The organism is Mesorhizobium sp. M0518, from assembly GCF_040321125.1.
Classification (GTDB): domain Bacteria; phylum Pseudomonadota; class Alphaproteobacteria; order Rhizobiales; family Rhizobiaceae; genus Mesorhizobium.
This window is the reverse complement of the sequence record NZ_JAMYQY010000003.1, coordinates 162,932-177,143: the sequence shown is the minus strand read 5'-3', so window position 1 is coordinate 177,143 and position 14,212 is coordinate 162,932. Positions and strand designations below refer to the sequence as shown.

At 62.5% G+C, this 14,212-nt stretch carries 14 protein-coding genes; 2 read left to right on the top strand and 12 right to left on the bottom strand.

Features of this window, described 5'->3' with window-relative positions; translation table 11 throughout:
• Positions 1–100 precede the first annotated feature (100 nt).
• Positions 101–1,429 (top strand): dicarboxylate/amino acid:cation symporter, encoded by a 1,329-nt coding sequence (locus NKI66_RS05795; RefSeq protein ID WP_023808783.1) that lies wholly within the window; start codon positions 101–103, stop codon positions 1,427–1,429.
• Positions 1,430–1,481: 52 nt separating this feature from the next.
• On the opposite strand, the gene NKI66_RS05790 is transcribed toward NKI66_RS05795, so the two are convergent.
• The 12 genes from NKI66_RS05790 to NKI66_RS05735 all read right to left on the bottom strand — a co-directional run bounded on the left by NKI66_RS05790 (position 1,482) and on the right by NKI66_RS05735 (position 13,093).
• A complete protein-coding gene (locus NKI66_RS05790; RefSeq protein ID WP_128302404.1) occupies positions 1,482–2,525 on the bottom strand; it encodes an ROK family protein in 1,044 nt (347 codons plus the stop codon).
• Entirely contained in the window at positions 2,522–3,244 is a 723-nt protein-coding gene (locus NKI66_RS05785) for a ribulose-phosphate 3-epimerase (RefSeq protein ID WP_023808785.1), read from the bottom strand. The genes NKI66_RS05790 and NKI66_RS05785 overlap by 4 nt, the downstream gene beginning before the upstream one ends.
• The gene (locus tag NKI66_RS05780; RefSeq protein WP_023808786.1) at positions 3,241–4,074 is read right to left on the bottom strand and encodes an alpha/beta fold hydrolase; all 834 of its coding nucleotides are present in this window, start codon (positions 4,072–4,074) and stop codon (positions 3,241–3,243) included. Before NKI66_RS05780 ends, NKI66_RS05785 begins: the two co-directional genes overlap by 4 nt.
• Entirely contained in the window at positions 4,074–4,892 is an 819-nt protein-coding gene (locus NKI66_RS05775) for a sugar phosphate isomerase/epimerase family protein (RefSeq protein ID WP_023808787.1), read from the bottom strand. The genes NKI66_RS05780 and NKI66_RS05775 overlap by 1 nt, the downstream gene beginning before the upstream one ends.
• Positions 4,892–5,968 carry a Gfo/Idh/MocA family protein gene (locus tag NKI66_RS05770; RefSeq protein ID WP_023808788.1) on the bottom strand — a complete coding sequence of 359 codons (1,077 nt, stop codon included), beginning with the start codon at positions 5,966–5,968 and terminating at the stop codon, positions 4,892–4,894. The genes NKI66_RS05775 and NKI66_RS05770 overlap by 1 nt, the downstream gene beginning before the upstream one ends.
• 11 nt (positions 5,969–5,979) lie before the next feature.
• The gene (locus tag NKI66_RS05765) at positions 5,980–6,801 is read right to left on the bottom strand and encodes a sugar phosphate isomerase/epimerase family protein (protein ID WP_352751191.1); all 822 of its coding nucleotides are present in this window, start codon (positions 6,799–6,801) and stop codon (positions 5,980–5,982) included.
• 63 nt (positions 6,802–6,864) lie between these two features.
• On the bottom strand, positions 6,865–7,707 hold the full coding sequence (locus NKI66_RS05760; protein WP_127266567.1) for a carbohydrate ABC transporter permease: 843 nt from the start codon (positions 7,705–7,707) through the stop codon (positions 6,865–6,867).
• 5 nt (positions 7,708–7,712) lie between these two features.
• On the bottom strand, positions 7,713–8,609 hold the full coding sequence (locus NKI66_RS05755) for a carbohydrate ABC transporter permease (RefSeq protein ID WP_352751188.1): 897 nt from the start codon (positions 8,607–8,609) through the stop codon (positions 7,713–7,715).
• Positions 8,610–8,746: 137 nt separating this feature from the next.
• The gene (locus NKI66_RS05750) at positions 8,747–9,994 is read right to left on the bottom strand and encodes an ABC transporter substrate-binding protein (RefSeq protein WP_352440061.1); all 1,248 of its coding nucleotides are present in this window, start codon (positions 9,992–9,994) and stop codon (positions 8,747–8,749) included.
• A 110-nt stretch (positions 9,995–10,104) separates the two neighbouring features.
• Positions 10,105–11,250, bottom strand: coding sequence for an ABC transporter ATP-binding protein (locus NKI66_RS05745; RefSeq protein ID WP_352751187.1), 1,146 nt, complete (start codon positions 11,248–11,250; stop codon positions 10,105–10,107).
• A gap of 88 nt (positions 11,251–11,338) precedes the next feature.
• Positions 11,339–12,289, bottom strand: a complete 951-nt coding sequence (locus NKI66_RS05740) for a PfkB family carbohydrate kinase (RefSeq protein WP_023808793.1) — start codon at positions 12,287–12,289, stop codon at positions 11,339–11,341.
• Between the two features lie 3 nt (positions 12,290–12,292).
• A complete protein-coding gene (locus NKI66_RS05735) occupies positions 12,293–13,093 on the bottom strand; it encodes a beta/alpha barrel domain-containing protein (protein WP_023808794.1) in 801 nt (266 codons plus the stop codon).
• 161 nt (positions 13,094–13,254) lie between these two features.
• Here NKI66_RS05735 and NKI66_RS05730 point away from each other — a divergent pair, with 161 nt between their 5' ends.
• On the top strand, positions 13,255–14,016 hold the full coding sequence (locus NKI66_RS05730; protein ID WP_023808795.1) for a DeoR/GlpR family DNA-binding transcription regulator: 762 nt from the start codon (positions 13,255–13,257) through the stop codon (positions 14,014–14,016).
• The last annotated feature ends 196 nt before the right edge of the window (positions 14,017–14,212 follow it).

Genomic DNA, 14,212 nt, shown 5'->3' with positions numbered 1-14,212 from the left:
ACAACGCTTGCAAAACTCCCTGGCAGCGGCGTGCGACCGGAGCGCCGCGATGGGAGAAGTCACGCAGGGCGCTCCGCCCCATCCGGCCAGGGAGAGTTCGATGCACATCGCAGACCAATCAGGCGCGCTTGCCGCGCAGCGCAAGCCTTTCTATGCCCAACTCTACGTGCAAGTGCTCGTCGCGATCACCGTCGGCATCCTGCTCGGCCATTTCTATCCGTCGGTCGGCGAGAGCATGAAGCCGCTCGGCGACGCCTTCATCAAGCTGGTCAAGATGATCATCGCCCCGGTCATTTTCCTGACCGTGACGACGGGCATTGCCGGCATGAGCGACCTGCAGAAGGTCGGACGTGTCGCCGGCAAGGCGATGCTCTATTTTCTCACCTTTTCGACGCTGGCTCTGATCATCGGCCTTGTCGTCGCCAATGTCGTGCAGCCGGGCGCCGGCTTCAACATCGACCCGGCGACGCTCGACGCCTCGACCATCAGCACTTACGCCGCCAAGGCGCACGACCAGTCGGTCACCGGCTTCCTGATGAACATCATCCCGTCGACCATCGTCGGCGCCTTCGCCGATGGCGACATCCTGCAGGTGCTGTTCTTCTCGGTGCTGTTCGGCATCGCGCTGGCGTTGGTCGGCGACAAGGGCACGCCCGTGCTCAATTTCCTGCAGGCGCTGACGACACCGATCTTCAAGCTGGTCAGCGTGCTGATGAAGGCCGCCCCCATCGGTGCCTTCGGCGCCATGGCCTTCACCATCGGCAAATACGGCATCGGCGCGGTCATCAACCTCGCCATGCTGGTCGGCACCTTCTACGTGACGTCGTTCCTGTTCGTGTTCGTCGTGCTTGGCGCGGTCTGCCGCTACAACGGGTTCTCCATCCTGTCGCTGATCCGCTACATCAAGGAAGAGCTGCTTTTGGTGCTGGGCACCTCCTCGTCGGAGGCCGCCCTGCCCTCGCTGATGGAAAAGATGGAGAAGGCCGGCGCCAAGCGCTCGGTCGTCGGCCTGGTCATCCCAACCGGCTATTCCTTCAACCTTGATGGCACCAACATCTACATGACCTTGGCGGCGCTGTTCATCGCACAGGCGACCAACATCCACCTGTCGATGGGTGACCAGATCCTGCTGCTGCTGGTGGCCATGCTTTCCTCCAAGGGTGCCGCCGGCATCACCGGGGCCGGCTTCATCACCCTTGCGGCGACGCTTTCGGTGGTTCCGGCGGTGCCGGTCGCTGGCATGGCGCTGATCCTCGGCGTCGACCGCTTCATGTCTGAATGCCGGGCGTTGACCAACTTCGTCGGCAATGCTGTCGCCACGCTGGTGGTGGCGCGCTGGGAAGGCGAACTCGACGAGGCCAAGCTGGCGAGGGCGCTGGCGGGCACGGCCGACGATAGCCTGCCGGCGGACGTTGTTCCCGCCGAGTAATGACGCGCGGTCAATGCGTAAAAGGCCGGAGGCGTGCTGCCTCTGGCCTTTGTCATGCAGGTCGCAACGTCAGACCGTGCCGGTCTTGCTCAGCGGTGTCCGGAAACGTGCTTGGGCCAACAGGCATGCGGGCTGCCAAAGTGCCGCCGTCGTCGAACAGCACAAGGCTGGCGGCGCCGACGAGCCCGGCATGGCGGCCGAGCTGGGCCTGAACGACCGGCACGTCGCGATAGGCGCGCATGGCCCGTTGCCTGATGGTCGCCTCGATGGTCGGCAGCATCAGGTCGAGCCCATTGGCGATGCCGCCGCCAACGACCAGCACATCGGGCGAATAGAGATGCAGGAGATTGGTGAAGCCAACACCCAGCCAGCGCGCTTCCTCCTCCAGCAAGGCCGAGGCAAGAGCGTCCTGCAGCCGTGCCGCCTCGACGACATGGCGGCCGGTTACCTCCGCGTCCGCTGACAAGCGTCGCAAGGTAGAGCCGTCTCCGGCTGCCGTGGCGGCGCTGGCGCGGCGGCCAAGTGCCGTTCCCGAGGCGATGGCCTCGAAGCAGCCAACGACACCGCATACGCAGCGCTCGCCTTCATTGGTGATGGTCATGTGACCGATCTCGGCGGCAAGGCCACGGCGGCCATGCAGGATGCGGCCGTCGACGACGACACCACCGCCAATGCCGGTGGAAACCGTGACGAAGACCAGCGAGCCCGCACCATGGCCGGCACCGAAACGCCATTCGCCGAGCGCCGCGGCATTGGCGTCGTTCTCCAGCCGCACCGGCAGGCCGAGCCGCCGCTCGAGGATGTCGGCAAGCGGCACGTCCAGCCAGCCGGCGAGTGTCGGCGGGCCGACGGCGATGCCGGCCAGCGGATCGAGCGGTCCCGGCGCACCGACGCCGACGCCGACGATCGAGAGTGCCGGCGCCTCGGCGTGGACTGTCGCCGCCAACGCCTCGATCTGGCCGATCACCACATCGGGACCGGCCTGCGCCTGCGTCGGCACCGCCGCGAATGCCAGGATCTTGCCGTCGCGGTCGACCAGGGCGACACGAAGCTCCGTCCCGCCAAGATCGATCGCAAGGGCGGCTTCTGATGTCATGCCGCGACCTTCAAGCCGTGCAGCCAGCCGATGCGGCCGGCGAGGTCCTTGTCACCGAAGGCGAGCGAACCGAGAACCACGGTTTCAGCCCCGGCGGCACGCAGCGACGGCACGGTCTCGTGGCGGATGCCGCCATCGGCCGCCAGAACCACCTGTGCCTCACGGCCGGCCTTTCTCAGGATGGCGCGGGCAGCGCCCAGCCTGTCGCAGGCCTTGTCCGACAGGCTCTGTCCCTTGACGCCGATTGCGGTTCCAAGAAGCGTCACGAAGGCGACTTCCGGGGCAAAGGCCGTCACCGCTTCCACAGGCGTCTCCAGCCTGAGTACGACGCCGGCCTCGGCGCCGAGCTCCCGCGCCAGCCGCACGGCGCGCAATCCGGCCTCGCCATTCTCGGCATGGACGCTGATCATGTCGGCGCCGGCCTCGATGAACTGGCGCGTCTGCGCCTCGACGATTGCTTCATCGACCATCAGATGGACGTGGATGGGTTTCGCCGTCAGCCCGGCGATGCGGGCGACAAGATCGGGAAAGAACAGGAAGGACGGGGCGAAGTGGCCGTCCGCCACATCGATATGATGAAGATCGACATAGGGCTCGATGCGCTTCAAGTCGTTTTCGAAATTGGCGAGGTTGGCCGACCACAGCGAGAATTCGGCGATCATCCGGTCGCGCGGCAATGCGGCGATGGCGGCCGGGCCTGAGAGAGGTTTCGAGATCATGACTGGTCCTGGTTGTTGAAACGATCTTTGAGGAAGCTGCCGATGGCGGCGCGGATCTCGGCGAAATGGCGCTCCTTGTCGGTGGCCTTCGGCGTCACCTCGGCAAAGGTCGCATTGGGGATGGCGTCGGCGAGGCTGCGGGCGGCGGCCAGCGGATGGACGAGATCGATGCCGCTGCCGATGACGAGCGTAGGGAACGCAAGGCTAGCGGCCGCTGCCCGCGTCACGCCAGGTCCATCCTCTGCGATCGGCTGCATCACCTCGGCGAAGACGGGTGCGTTTTCGCGCGCGAAGAAGCCGAGCAGGGAAGCAAGATTGTCCGGCGCTTCGGTGCGAAAGCGGGCGGCCGTCGCGGACGCCGCGAAGATATCTCGCGCCTCCGATAAAGGACGGCTGAGGATGAGCTCCGCCACTTCCACGTAAGGGCGCATGTTTTGCGGTGCCGCGTCGAAAGCCCAGGCAGGGCGAACAAGCACCAAACCCAGGACGCGGTCCGGGTGGCGGGCGGCAAGCTGCAAGGCAATGGCCGCACCCATCGAAATGCCGCCGGCGACGAAACGGTCGAGGCCGGCCGCATCTGCGGCGGCCAGCACATCATCGGCGAACATCGCGATCGAAAACGGGCGCTTGCTACCGGCGCCGGAACCGCCCTGCGCGCGGCATTCGACGGTCAGCCGGCGGTATGACGGGCTGTCGGGATAGTTCTGCGCGACCTGCGCTGCGTCACCGCCGAGGCCATGCTGGAAGACGACGGGAAGTCTGCCCTGCCCCGTGTCGAAGACACGAAGCGCTGCATCGTCGCGGAGCAGGATCGTCGGGGCGGCGCCCATCAGAGGAGCCTTCGTAGAAAGGCGGCGACATCGGGGGCTTCGTCGGCGGACAGCCCGTGGGTGACGAGCGATCCCTCGAAGCCGACTGCCTTCAGCCGCGCGCCGAAATCCGGGAAATCGACGATGCCTTGCCCTGATGGGGCAAAGCGGCCGTCACTATAGCGGTCCTTGGCGTGCGCCATGGCGATGTGGCCGGCGGCCTCGTCGATCGCGGCGGCAACGATGGCGCGCGCCTCGCCGGGCGTGGCGTGTTCGAACAGGTTTGCCGGATCGAGCACGATCTTCAGATGCTTCGATCCCATCTCGGCGATCAGCCGGGTCGCATCCCTGGCCGAGGTGACGATGTTGGCCTGCTCAGGCTCGATGCCGAGATCGACATTGGCACCTTCGGCCAACGCCAGCGCCTTCGCCATCTCGGCGGCCATGTCGGACCAGGCGGCCGGATCGGCATTGTCGGGATGATAGGCCCACTGATCGGCGGCGTTGCGCGAGCCGGTGCAGAGCGTGAGCAGCGGGATGTCGAGGGCAGCAGCAGCCTCGATGACGACGGCGAGACGCCGAAGGCCATCGTCGCGCACGGCTTTGTCGGGATGCGCCATGTTGTAGGTGCCCGAAAGTGCTGCAAGTGAGACACCGCTCGATTGCGCTGCGGTGCGGATGGAGGCGATGGCGTCCGCCGGCACAGCATCCGGCATCGACGGCAGGCCGGCACAGGCCAGATTGAGCTGCGTCGTCTCGTATCCCGACTGCTTCACCGCAGCCAGCACGGCGGCCGGGTCGGTGCCGGCAAAGGTCTTGGCGAAAATGCCGAGACGCATCACACCGCCCCCGAAACCGAGGCGAGTTCGACTCGCTCGCCTGATACCACCGAACGCGCGATGGCGACCATGGCGCGGATCGAGCCGATGCCGTCCTCGACATTGGCGCCGCGCATCGGCGCGCCGTTCAGCACCGTGTCGGCAAGACCTTCCAGCTGGCGGCGGAAGAAATGGCCATCGGCGCCGAGCGGCCGGCGCGATGTCGCGTCCTTCTCATGAAAAATGTCGACCTCGCTGGCGCGGAAATACCAAGGGTTGAATGTCCTGGCGATAACGGAGCCGTTCTCGCCATAGAGCTGAAAACCTTCGTGCCAGTCCATGCGCACGGCAACCGTCAGGTCGAGATGGCCGAGCGCGCCGCTGGCGAACTCGGTCTCGACGAACCAGCAATAGGCGCCGAAACGCTCGTTGAGGCGCGCGCGGACCGCAAGGATTTCGCCACACAGGAAACGCGCCGTGTCGACGAGATGCGAGCCATGCGCCAGCATGAAATATTGCCTGAGATCAGCCTTGGGATTTCCCGCTGGCTTCCTGGCTAGCCTGCTGGTGACGGGCAGCGGCTGCACGGCATCGGTGTTGGTGTAGCGATGGGTGGAATCGCAGTACCAGGCCTTCAGCGCCAGCACTTCGCCGATCTCGTCTCGAACGAAGTCGCGCGCCGCCTCCAGTGCCGGATCGAAGCGCTTCATGTGCCCGACCTGCAGGATCTTGCCCGAGCGCCTGACCGCTTCGGCCAGCGCCTCGCCTTCCTCAACCGAGGTGCCGATCGGCTTTTCACAGAGAACATGCTTGCCGGCGTTGAGCGCCCTGATCGACATCGGCACGTGATAGGCGTCCGATGTGGCGACGATCACCGCTTCCAGCTCAGGATCGGCGAGCATTGCCTCATAGTCGGAATACATCTTCTGCGGCTCGTAGGTCGCGCCCATGCGCGCAAGCAGATCGGGTGCCGCGTCGCAGATGGCGTAGAGGTCGGCATTGCCGGCCTTGGCGCAGGATTCCAGATGCGCGAACTGCGCGATGGGGCCGCAGCCGAGCACGCCGACCCTGAGGCGTCTGTCCTGTTTCTTGATCATCGTCTCGTTCTTCAGGCGCCGTAGGAGCGCATCGTCTGGCGGTTGGTCTTGACCGCGCCGGCGGGATCGGCGGCGGCCGTTTCGGATTCTTCCTCCAGCACCAGCCAGCCATTGAAGCGCGGTGCGGTGCCGGCGATCTCGATGACCGCAGGCGTGTCGCAGACGCCCTTGCCAAGCATGGCCCAGGTACCGTTGGCATCGACGTCCTTGAGGTGGATGTAGCGGATGCGGTCGCGGTGGGTGCGCAGCGTGTCGGCCATGTCCTTGTGGCCGCGCAGGATATGGCCGGTATCCGGCACCCAACCGACCAGATCGGGATCGAGCAAGGCAAAGATCGTGTCGTAGTCGGCCCGGTCGAACAGCAGCGTGTTGTGGTGCGAGCTTGGATGCACCGCGACCTGGACGCCGGTCTTGCGGCCAAGCTCGCCAGCCTCGTTGTAGACCTCTGCGGCGATGGCGAATTTGTCGTCGCGCGGACCGTCGGAGACCACCGTCGCAGAGCCCATCGACACGAGCGCGCCAGGGAAGGCGGCGGCGAAGTCGATCCAGCGTTTGGCGGTCTCGAGATCGGCGCCGATCTCCTCCTTCAGCGTAAAACCACTGTTCGAGCCAAAGGCGAAGGAAACCAGCGTCAGCCCCGACGCCTTCAGCGCGGCGGCGAACTCCTCCGGCTTGTCGCCATAATGTCCGATCATGGTGTCGGTGATCTCGATGCCGGCATAGCCACCGTCAGAGATCGCCTTCAGCAGATCGTCGGGGCCGCCGGTGAACCGGTCTCCCAGCATTTCCCAGGTGAAGGTCTGGCAGCCGACTTTGAGCTCTTTCACGTTCATCCTTTCATTCCTTGGTATCGCCTATTGCTTGATGCCACCCTGCGTCGCCATGGGATGGACATCCTACTTGACCGAGCCTGCGGTCATGCCGGCGAGGAAGTACCTCTGGGCAACGAGGTAGATGAGCAAGAGCGGTAGCGAGCCGAGCACACTCATCGCCATCATCTGGTTCCATTCGAAGGCGTGCTGCCCCATCAACAGCTGGATGCCGATCGGGACGGTGCGCATGGACGTTGACTTCGTCAGTGTCAGCGCAAAGAGAAATTCGTTCCAGCACAACAGGAAGGTGTAGACTGACGTCGCCACGATGCCAGGCAGTGAAATCGGGACGATCACCCGCCAAAGCGCTGTCCAACTGGTGCCGCCATCGACGGCCACGGCTTCATCGAGATCGCGGGGCAAGGTGTTCAGATATCCCGTCATCAGCAGGATCGCGTAGGGCAGCGTAAAAACCAGATAAGTCAGGATCAGTGCGACATAGGTGTCGAAGATGCCGTATGAGACGACGAGCCCGAAGAAGGGGATCAAAAGTGTGATCGGCGGAATCGTCTGCGTACTGATGATGATTGTGTTCAGGATGCCCTTGCCGCGGAAGTTGAAGCGGCTGAACCCGTAGGCCGCCAGCAGGGCGATCAGCACCGTCAGCACAGTCACCGCTCCCGCCACGAAATAGCTGTTGAAGAAGAAGCGCAGCTTCACCGGGTCGCCAAGGATGGCTGCATACGCTTCCAGCGTAAACGCCTTTGGCAGGATGGTTGGTGGCAGGGCAAAGATTTCGGTATTCGATTTGAACGAGCTGCTCAGCATCCAGTAGATCGGAAATGCCGCGAAAAAGAGCCCCGCTGCAAGCGCTACATGGAGCGCGACGGTGATCAGCCTGTCTTTCGGCGTATGCCTTTTCCTCATGATGACTACCGAGCCTTTTGATAGCGAATATAGAACAGCGTCAGGCCGAGAGAGATCAACAAGATGACCACAGCGCTCGCCGAAGCCTGCGACAGGTTGTAGCTCGAAAACGCCAGCTTGTAGGTGTAGGTGCTGAGGACCTCGGTCGAGTAGATCGGGCCACCGCCCGTCGTTATCCAGATTAACGGGAAGACCTGCATGGTCCAGATGAAGTCGAGCAGCGAGATGCTGATGATGATCGGCATCAGCTGCGGGACGGTGATGAAGATCAGCTTCTGGTAGGCTTTCGCCCCGTCGATATCGGCGGCCTCGTAGAAATCCTTGGGAATGCCCTGCAAACCCGCGAGCAGGCTGACCATGAAGAGCGGATAGCCCGCCCAGATATTGGCGAAGGTGACGGCGTGCAGCGCGGTCTCAGGCGAGGAAAACCATTCGACCTTGGAACCGATGATGCCGATTTGCATGAGTATGCTGTTCACGACACCGTTCGGCTCAAGCAGCAGGCGCCAGATCACGGCGATAATCACCGCGGTGAACAGCCAGGGCAATATGTAGAGCACGCGCAGAATATTGCGCAGCGTCGGATTGATGCGGTCGCTGTTCAGCATGAGCGCGAAAACCATGCCGATGGTCATGTGGAAAATGACACTCATGCATGTGAAGTAGAGCGTGTGCCACAGCGAAGCCCAGAACACGGGGTCGTCGAAGATCGCCTGGTAGTGTTTCAGTCCGGCAAAGGATGGGTCACGACGCAGCACCGCGCTGTTCTGGAACGAGTAGCCAATCACCGTCACCATCGGCAGCAGCATCAGAAGCCCGATTATGAGCAGCGAGGGCGACAGATAGAGGTAGGGTGCGACCGCTCGTTTAAGCTTATGGTGGGAGCGCTTTTGCCGGGTCATGTGCCAACCTTGGGATACGCCTTCAAGAGAAGGTAAGCTTCAAAAACAGGTCCACTCAAATTGCCGATCCGTTGTTGCCGGGTGGCCTGCCCGAAGTCAGGCCACCCGGTCAAAGATAGCAAACGGGAACAGGCCGATCAGAATTTCGCCATCCAGCCCTTCTGAGCGGCGGCTGCGGCTTGTTCCGGAGATTGCTCGCCGGCGAGCATCTTTTGAGCTTGCACGTCGAACTGGGTCATCAGGTCTTCTGCCACCGGCAGGCCCGTGAACTCATTGGCGAGATAACCGGTCTTGAAGATTTCAAAAGCCTTGCCGAAAGCCTTGTCCGAGGTCACGAAATCGGGCTGGGCGTTGACGTTGCCCGGGAAGGCGTTTGCAAGCGATACGAGCTTGGCGTTCACCTTTTCACTCATCACATATTGGACGAGTTTCCAGGCCTCTTCCTGATGTTTCGAGGCAGCAGAGATGCCGATGCCCCAGGAGGCATAGGGAAGGCCGCGCTTGCCGGTATAGTTTTCCACGACCGGGACCGGGATGAGGTCGAAGTTCAGCTTGGGATTGCGCTTACGGATGAGGTTCACATGCGCGAGCGAGTCGATCATCATCCCGACGCGGTTGTTGACGAACTCCTCGACCTTTTCCTGCTCGGTCTTGGTGGCGATGCCGGGCGAGATGGTTCCGGCGTCGTTGAGAGATTTGACGAAGGTGAGCATATCCACCACCGGTTTGCCCTCAAGGTCCGGCTTGCCGTCCGCCATCATCGACTGACCCGAAGCCCAAACCCACGACATCATGTCGTTCTGGACGCCGGATGGCGTTTGCAGCGAGAGGGGCAGCACCCAGCCATACTGGTTCTTGTCGGCGATCGTCATCTTCTTGGCGGCTTCGAGAAACTCCGCACGGGTCGACGGCAGCTTGGTCACGCCTGCCTGGGCGGCGAGGTCCAAATTCACGAAGACCGGATAGACGAAAGAAGCCACGGGAAACATCACCGCCTTGCCGTCCACCTTGACGATGTCCGCGACCTGGCTCTTGTCGAAACCGCTCGCATCCATCATCGGATTCATGTCGGCGAGTGCGCTCTGCGCATTCAGATTGTTCACCCAGGCACCGTCGAGACCGACGACGTCGCTGAGCGTTCCGGTTGCAGCACCAACCGAGATCTGGTCGCGCGTGGTCGCGTAGGGGCCGCTGACCAGCGTCACTTTGATTCCTGGATTTGCGGCCTCGAAGTCATCCATGATTGCCCTGAGCGAGCCAGCCGGCAATTCGGGCTCCCACCATTGGGTGAATTCCAGCGTCGTATCCGCCATGGCGCCGGTTGCGCCAAGCAACCATGCGGCTGCGGCTATTTTCAGCATCGCGGGTTTTATACGAAACGTCATCTTCTCCTCCTTCTTTATATTCGACCGCACAATGCGGCCGATCGTCTGGTTATTCACAAGTCTTCTTATGCAGGTGCCTCACCCTCACCCGCGGGTCTTATCGCTGATATTCAGATTGCCAGATGCGTCTCGGGATCGAAGAAATGGAGCTTGGTATCATCCAGGGCCAACCTGATTTCCGAGCCGGAGCGGACTGTGCTGACCGGTTCGAATTTCGCCACCGCATTCGACGCCAGGCCGAAATCCTGCACCGCGTCGGGGTCGCCGGAGTCCACCCGGACCGCGTCGATGTCGAGATGGACGATTTGTTCGGATCCAAGTTCTTCGATCGAGGTCACCTTTGCCGGTATCGTCTGATACTTGCGGCCGGATTCGAGGCTGCTGTCATAGAGATCCTCCGGTCGTATCCCGAACACGACCTTGCGCCCCGCATACGACCTCAAGTCCGGCCTGCGGACGAAGGCTGCATCCTGCAGCCGGATGGCTAAGGCGCCGGACATCAGTTCGTCGCCCGTCAGGGTCGCCTCGAAAAGGTTCATTGAAGGAGACCCGATGAAGCCGGCAACGAAGGCGTTCACCGGCGATTCATAGAGGCTCTTGGGTGTGTCGACCTGCTGCAGCACGCCGCCTTTCAACACCGCGACCCGGTCGCCCATCGTCATGGCTTCGGTTTGGTCGTGGGTCACATATATGGTCGTTACGCCGAGCTGCTTTTGCAAACTGGTGATTTCGGCGCGCATTTGAACGCGCAGTTTCGCGTCCAGATTGGAAAGGGGTTCGTCCATGAGAAAGGCTGCCGGCTCGCGCACCATGGCGCGGCCCATGGCAACCCTTTGACGCTGTCCGCCTGAAAGGTTCGCGGGCTTGCTGTCCAGCAGAGACGTCAGTTGAAGGGTTTTGGCGATCTCGTCCACGCGCTTTTTGCGCTCGGCCTTCGGCTTGCCCGCCAGCCGCATCGAAAAGCCGATGTTTTCGAACACCGTCATATGCGGGTAGAGGGCGTAGCTCTGGAAGACCATCGCGATGTCGCGGTCCTTGGGCGGCATGTCGACAACGTCGACTCCGCCGATCCGAAGGCTGCCGCTGGTGACGTCCTCCAATCCCGCGATCATCCGCAGCGCGGTGGATTTGCCACAGCCGGACGGCCCGACGAGAATCAAAAACTCGCCGTCCTTGACCGACAGGTTCAATTGGTCGATTGCGTGAAAATTGTTCCCGTATGTCTTGCAGATATTCTCAAGAACGACTTCTGCCATATTCCTCCCTCCACAAGTCTAAGCCACTGATTTTTATGATTGTCCTCGGCTTATGTTCACCTGCGAAATATTCCTCGGATAGTTCGGACTAAGTTCCGGTATCGAGCCGCGCATATTTCAGTTCGACTGCCGACGGCGCTTTCGTCGATGCCAGAAGTTCCATGACCTGGTCGTTGGTCGGAAGCGCCTCGCGTCCGCCCCGCCCCGTTATCGAAAGGGCCGCCGCCGCAGCCGCGAATGCGACCCGGCCTGCGGTGTCGGCCCCGCGCGTTAATGCAAAGGCATAGGCGCCATGAAAGCAGTCACCGGCGCCGGTCGAGTCGACGACGGCAACCCGGTGCGGAGGCAGGTGCCAGAGCCCTGTCTGGTCGCGTCCGCGATAGAAGACGCCCCTGCCGCCATCCGTCAGAACCACGGCGGACCGCGACGGCAACCACAATGCGTCGAGTATCTCGGCCGGCGACCGGCGGCCGGTGGCGGTCCGCGCAAAGCCGAGCGGAAGAATGAGATGGTCGCAGAGCCCGATCAGTCTCTCGGTGGCCGGGCCGTGGCTCCATTCGACATCACCGAGGATCGCAAGGCCGAGATCGCGAGCCCGGGCCACGACATCCAGCGACCCGATCCCGTAACTGTCGACGATCAGGACTGTCGCGCGGCTGAGAACCTCGTCCGGAAAGTCCGGCGCGGTGCCCAGCATCGCTTCGTCGTCATACGCGATGAATCGCTCGCCATCCGAACCGACGGTGATCCGCGAGCGCACCGGGCGCGCGTGCGGGTGGCGCGGCGCGAACGCGGTTTCAACGCCGCTCGCAACGAGATCGCACAACACGGCGTCGTCGGCGGCATTGCCCAGCCATCCGACGAACCCGGCGCTTCCGCCGAGCCGCGCGACGGCGGCAAGTGCCGTCGCGACATTTCCTCCGAAAGCTCGGGCACTTTGCAGAACCTTCCCCTTGCCCGCCGACAACGGCTGATCGACATAGACGATGTCGTCGATCGCAATAGCTCCGAAGCCGAGGATTGAAGGGACGGTGGGCATCGTTCAGGCACCCGCCTTCGCCAAGGCGTCTTGCGCCGAAAGGCCGTCATGGATGACGCCTCGAAAGGCGATCGCTGCCTTTTCCGGATCGCCGTGCCCCCAGAGATTGCGGCCCACCACGGCACCGCGCGCGCCGGCACGGATGGCGTCCGCCGTCTGCTGAAGGGCGCCGAGCAGCGTGTCGGTCTTCGGACCGCCGGCGATCACAACCGGCACCGGGCAGGTCCGAACGGTCTCTCGAAACGACTCGAAATCGCCCGTGTAACCGATCTTGATCACGTCGACGCCGGACTCGTAGCCGATGCGTGCCGCATAGGCGATCTCGTCGGGGGTGAAGACGATTTTTGCCCCGTCGGTGAAATCGCGAGGGTAGATATGCGCCACCACCGGCATGCCGTAACGGGCCGCCGCATTCACCGAATCGGTCAGCCAGCGTATGTATTTGCCCTCGGTCGCGCCGCGCACCGGAATGGCCACGGCCAACGCATCGGCGCCAGCGCGCACCGCATCCTCGGGCGTTCCAATTAGTTCACTGATGCGATCGTCCGGGGTGAAGCAGCCGGCCTGGATCACCAGGCAAGCCTTGCCCGCGTATTGCGGCCACAGATGGCGCGCAGTGCCAGGCTGGATGCTGACGTAGTCGGGTTTGCCTACCATGACGCGTGCAAGCGCGCCCGGCAGGTCGGCAAGACCTCCTTTGCGCACGTCGCCATAGCCGACAAAGTGGTCGACCGCGCCGCCAAAAAGATTCCCCGACGGATGTGAGAAGAGGCGCGCCAGGCGCACCTTGGTTCCGAGGCTCATGAGTCCAAAACTCTCCAATCGATTGATTTCAAAATCCTGGACCCAGTGTTTGCGAAAGAAAAGACAAATGCAATCTTTCGAAAGCTTTCGAATTCGCATATTTTTGGTAGAGTGAACCGAAGCCAGGGCGATCGCTTGGCGCATGGAGGCAAGGACAGGGCATGTTGTCAGAGCAGAGACGCCAGTCGATCCTGGGTGAAGTGCAACGCAGCGGACAGGTTCGCATCAAGGACCTGTCAGACGATTTTGGCGTGTCGGAAGTCACGGTGCGCTCCGACCTCGAGATACTGGACCGTAAGGGACTGCTGACCAAGACCCGTGGAGGCGCAGTGACCCGGACCACGGATTCGACCACGGCCGCGTTCGCCCGGCGGATGCAAACGAACCTCGATGCAAAGAAACGCATCGCCCGGGCAGCGGTAGAACTGTTCGAGGACAACCAATCGGTCATCTTCGACGGCGGCTCGACATTGATGCAGGTTGCCATGCTGTTACCGCCGCTCAGCAATGTCGTGGTCGCGGCCACGGCGATGAATATCGTGCAGCATCTGATGCATCGGCCCGGGCTCGACGTTCACATGATCGGCGGCCGGGTCTATCCAGACACGGTGAGCACACTGATCACCGATGCCGACACGGCTCTCGGCGGCTTGGTAGCGCATCAGGTCTTTGTTGGAGCGCATGCGATTGACTCGTCACTGGATGTGGTCGACGTGAACGAAGACATGGCGCGAACGAAGCGAAACCTCGTGCGCATGGCCCGGCGCGTTGTCCTCCTTGCGGATTCGAGCAAATGGGGCGTCAGCGGGACCTCAAAGGCCTTTTCGCTGTCGAGCGTCGATGTCGTGATCACGGACGATGGCCTGTCCGGCGCGATACGCAGCCAGCTTGATAGGACCGGGGCCAAGGTGATCTATGCCTGACTCCCTCGCGGTCCCTGGCCACGACGGAAATACCCAATGCGCGCATGACCCACCGGATTCGCATCGGCGGTCGGCCGTTTTTTCATGTCGGTCATTTTCTCCTCCCAGGGCTGGCAGCCTCCCGATATCGCGCCAGCATTTTCGCATGTTGTATAAAAATTTTACGCGCGTCAATATTTAAAATGTTGTATAGCCC